The organism is Proteiniclasticum ruminis, from assembly GCF_900115135.1.
Taxonomy (GTDB): domain Bacteria; phylum Bacillota; class Clostridia; order Clostridiales; family Clostridiaceae; genus Proteiniclasticum; species Proteiniclasticum ruminis_A.
In genome coordinates this window covers 1-3,422 of the sequence record NZ_FOVK01000030.1, presented here as the reverse complement: position 1 = coordinate 3,422, position 3,422 = coordinate 1, and the positions used below count along the sequence as shown (strand labels likewise).

General features: G+C 40.6%; 3 protein-coding genes. 2 read left to right on the top strand and 1 reads right to left on the bottom strand.

The window, feature by feature from the left end:
- Positions 1 to 180 precede the first annotated feature (180 nt).
- Positions 181 to 1,179 carry a LacI family DNA-binding transcriptional regulator gene (locus BM243_RS14950; protein WP_074913409.1) on the top strand — a complete coding sequence of 333 codons (999 nt, stop codon included), beginning with the start codon at positions 181 to 183 and terminating at the stop codon, positions 1,177 to 1,179.
- A 27-nt stretch (positions 1,180 to 1,206) separates the two neighbouring features.
- Entirely contained in the window at positions 1,207 to 2,364 is a 1,158-nt protein-coding gene (locus BM243_RS14945) for a galactokinase (RefSeq protein WP_074913408.1), read from the top strand.
- A 60-nt stretch (positions 2,365 to 2,424) separates the two neighbouring features.
- Here the strand turns inward: BM243_RS14945 and BM243_RS14940 are convergent, their stop codons facing one another.
- On the bottom strand, positions 2,425 to 2,904 hold the full coding sequence (locus BM243_RS14940) for a PTS sugar transporter subunit IIA (protein ID WP_074913406.1): 480 nt from the start codon (positions 2,902 to 2,904) through the stop codon (positions 2,425 to 2,427).
- Positions 2,905 to 3,422: the final 518 nt, after the last annotated feature.

Genomic DNA, 3,422 nt, shown 5'->3' with positions numbered 1-3,422 from the left:
ATGATACTGCAGGGGAAGCCCTGTGGGAAAGTAGGTCGTCGCCAGTTACACTGCTCTAAGCGTAAGCTTAGGGCTTTTTTGTTGTTTAAAAATAAGTAAAATTTTAGTAAATATTGACTAAATATATGATAAGGTTTACTATTAAGAGGTATAGCATCCTGAATAAAGGGGAGGACTTTTATGGCAACCATTAAAGAAATAGCGGAGAAGGCCGGAGTCTCCAGCGCTGCAGTTTCAAGAGTGCTGAACTTTGATGATGCGCTGAGCGTTTCAGAAGAGACTAAGCGAAAGATCTTTGAAGCAGCGGAAGAGCTGGAATATGTTCCAGTTAGAAAAAGAGGGAAAAATAAGAAAGTAAAAATTGGCCTATTTCACTGGTACAATCGGAAAAAAGAACTGGAAGACCCCTACTATCTTTATATTCGACTCGCAATAGAAAAGATCTGTGAGAAAAAAGGATATCAGGTCTTAAGGTGGAATGCCTCAGAAGAGCAGATTCCGTCTGAGCCTGTGGACGGTATCATTGCGGTTGGAAAGTTTGAAGAAAAAGAACTTCATAAAATTTCTGAGTTAAGCAGTAGAATTGTTGTATGTGACTTTGCTCCAGGAGATGAGTTTGATGCAGTGATTGTGGACTATAGAGATGCAGTGAGAAAAGTGCTGGATTATTTCATTGAAATGGGGCATACAAGCATCGGATATCTTGGGGGAGATGAGACCTATGGGAGCGGGATCAAAGTTTCTGCTTTGAGGGATGAGTCTTTTAAGGAGTATGCATCATTCATGGAAATTTATCAGGAAGAATACTGTGCTTACGGCAGTTTTACGCATGAAGATGGATATCTCCTGATGAAAAAGATGCTAAAGAAGAAGGTTCGGCCAACGGCCTTTTTCTGCGGCAATGACAATATGGCCATAGGCGCTTATAAAGCGATTTATGAAGCTGGTTTAACTATCCCGGATGACATCAGTATTGTAGGATTCAACGATCTGCCTGGGTCAAAATATATGACACCATCTTTAACTACAATAAGAGTCTATACTGAATATCTGGGAGAGGCCGCAGTGGGGCTTCTAGAAGAGAAAATTGAGAGCAACCGTAAGTATACGAAAAAAGTGATCATCCCCGTGCAACTGAAGAAGAGAGACAGTGTAAAAGACTGCAAAGAGAGAAGATAGATTATACAGTAGAAAGAGGAGCAGAAAATGGAGAACGAAAAGAGATTTAGTGAAGTGTTTCAGGTGAATGCGGAGAGGAGCTATTTTTCTCCTGGTAGGGTCAATCTTATTGGAGAACATACAGATTATAATGGAGGGAATGTTTTTCCTTGCGCATTAACCATAGGAACCTATGGGGTCGTAAGTCTGAGAAAAGACAGCATGATTAGAATGTACTCTGAGAATTTCCATGACCAAGGGGTGGTGGAGTTCAATCTTTCTGATTTAACGTACAACAAAGCCCACGACTGGGCAAACTATCCAAAAGGTGTCATTGCTTTTCTCCGGAAAGAGGGATATCTCATAGATCAGGGAATGAATATCTATTTTTATGGAAATATCCCCAATGGTGCAGGTTTGTCTTCCTCAGCTTCTATAGAAGTGCTGACTGCATACATGATGAAGGACCTGTTTCAACTGGAAATCTCTATGATTGACTTGGTGAAACTGTGCCAAAAAGTGGAGAATGAGTTCATGGGGGTCAATTCCGGGATTATGGACCAGTTTGCAGTGGCCATGGGGAAAAAGGATCAGGCCATTTTACTGGACACAAATACACTGGAGTACAGATATTCTCCTGTTCTTCTTGAGAATGCTTCCTTGGTGGTATCCAATACCAACAAGAAGAGAGGGCTCGCGGATTCAAAGTATAATGAAAGAAGAGCTGAGTGTGAAGAAGCACTGCGAAGGCTGCAGACTGTCCTGCCTATTGCTTCTCTTGGAGAAATTGATTCGGAGACATTTGGGAAATATCAGCATGTAATTCAAGATGAGGTTCTGATTAAGAGAGCGAAACATGCCGTAACAGAGAATGAGAGGACATTACTTGCAGTGAAAGCGCTGGAATCCAATGAGATAGAAGAGTTTGGAAAGCTCATGAATGCATCACATGAATCCCTGAGAGAAGATTATGAAGTAACAGGAGTAGAATTGGATACTTTAGTAGAACTTGGCAGAAAGGTTTCTGGAACCATCGGCTCCAGAATGACAGGTGCTGGATTTGGAGGATGTACAGTCTCCATTGTGCAGAATGATGCCATAGATCGATTTATCCAGGAAGTGGGAACATCCTATGAAGAAATCATTGGATATGAAGCGGAGTTCTATGTGGTTTCCATCGGAGATGGTGTACATAAACTCAGCTGATGTGAGGAGTAAGATAAAAAGAGAGCGCGGCCGATGACCGCGCTCTCTTTATTCTCTTCTCTATTTTGCTTTATAAGTTAATACGGTAGTCTCTCCTGCGATGACATCAATACCGAGCTGTGCTTCAAAACTCTTCAGTACTTCCATATCAGTGAAGATAACAGGTGTAATCAGTGAAAGACCTTTACCCTGTATGAGTTCACGATCGATTTTTACAATAGGTTCGCCCTTTTTAACCATATCTCCCTGATTCTTTAAAGCGGTAAACCCTTCACCGTTCAATGAGACTGTATCAAGTCCGATATGAACAAGAATCTGGACTCCTTTGTCGAGGGTCATACCAAAAGCATGCTTTGTTCCGAAGAGCATGGTCAGTTCTCCGTCAGCAGGAGCTACAACAGTATCACCTGTAGGATCTATGGCGAGTCCATCACCAGCCATTTTTTCTGCGAATACAGCATCAGGTACGGTGGTGATATCCACTGTCTTACCTGATATTGGGGCAACAAGTGCTCCTTCTTTCTTAAATAATCCAAACATATTTAATTCACTCCTTCAATCATTGTTCTGTCATCATGGACAGAATTGTGTTTAATAAAATCTCTTGTTTCTATTATTCTACAATTAATAAAGAGTGATTGCAATGAAAGCAAGGAAGTATGCTATGAACATCCTGAAAACACGGGAGTGTATATCTAATAGGAAGTTAGGGAGTTCAGGTGGTTTCTAAAGAGGGGGTCTTTTAGAAAGGATCATGATATAGAATCAGAAGTAATGGAGAAATGCTAAATACGAATGATGAGTTAAAAATACATAGATTTATTCGGCTTATTGGGATTAATTGTGGATGAGAGCTTTGATGCTTCAGAGATTCTTCTGAAAACAACCCCGTGTGTATCACAATGAGGATTAATTCGAAATTAAGAGATATTTTTAGAATGAGTGACTTATTTGATTCAAATAGAATTGTGTATAAACACCGACAATTCATCCCATGATAAGATAGACAAGTCGCTTGAGAGAGCGGCGCGAAAACAAGCAAACACAGTTCTTTGAAA

Coding starts and splice junctions, on each gene's coding strand:
- BM243_RS14950 (WP_074913409.1), top strand. CDS start 181: ATGGCAACCATTAAAGAAATAGCGGAGAAGGCCGGAGTCTCCAGCGCT.
- BM243_RS14945 (WP_074913408.1), top strand. CDS start 1,207: ATGGAGAACGAAAAGAGATTTAGTGAAGTGTTTCAGGTGAATGCGGAG.
- BM243_RS14940 (WP_074913406.1), bottom strand. CDS start 2,904: ATGTTTGGATTATTTAAGAAAGAAGGAGCACTTGTTGCCCCAATATCA.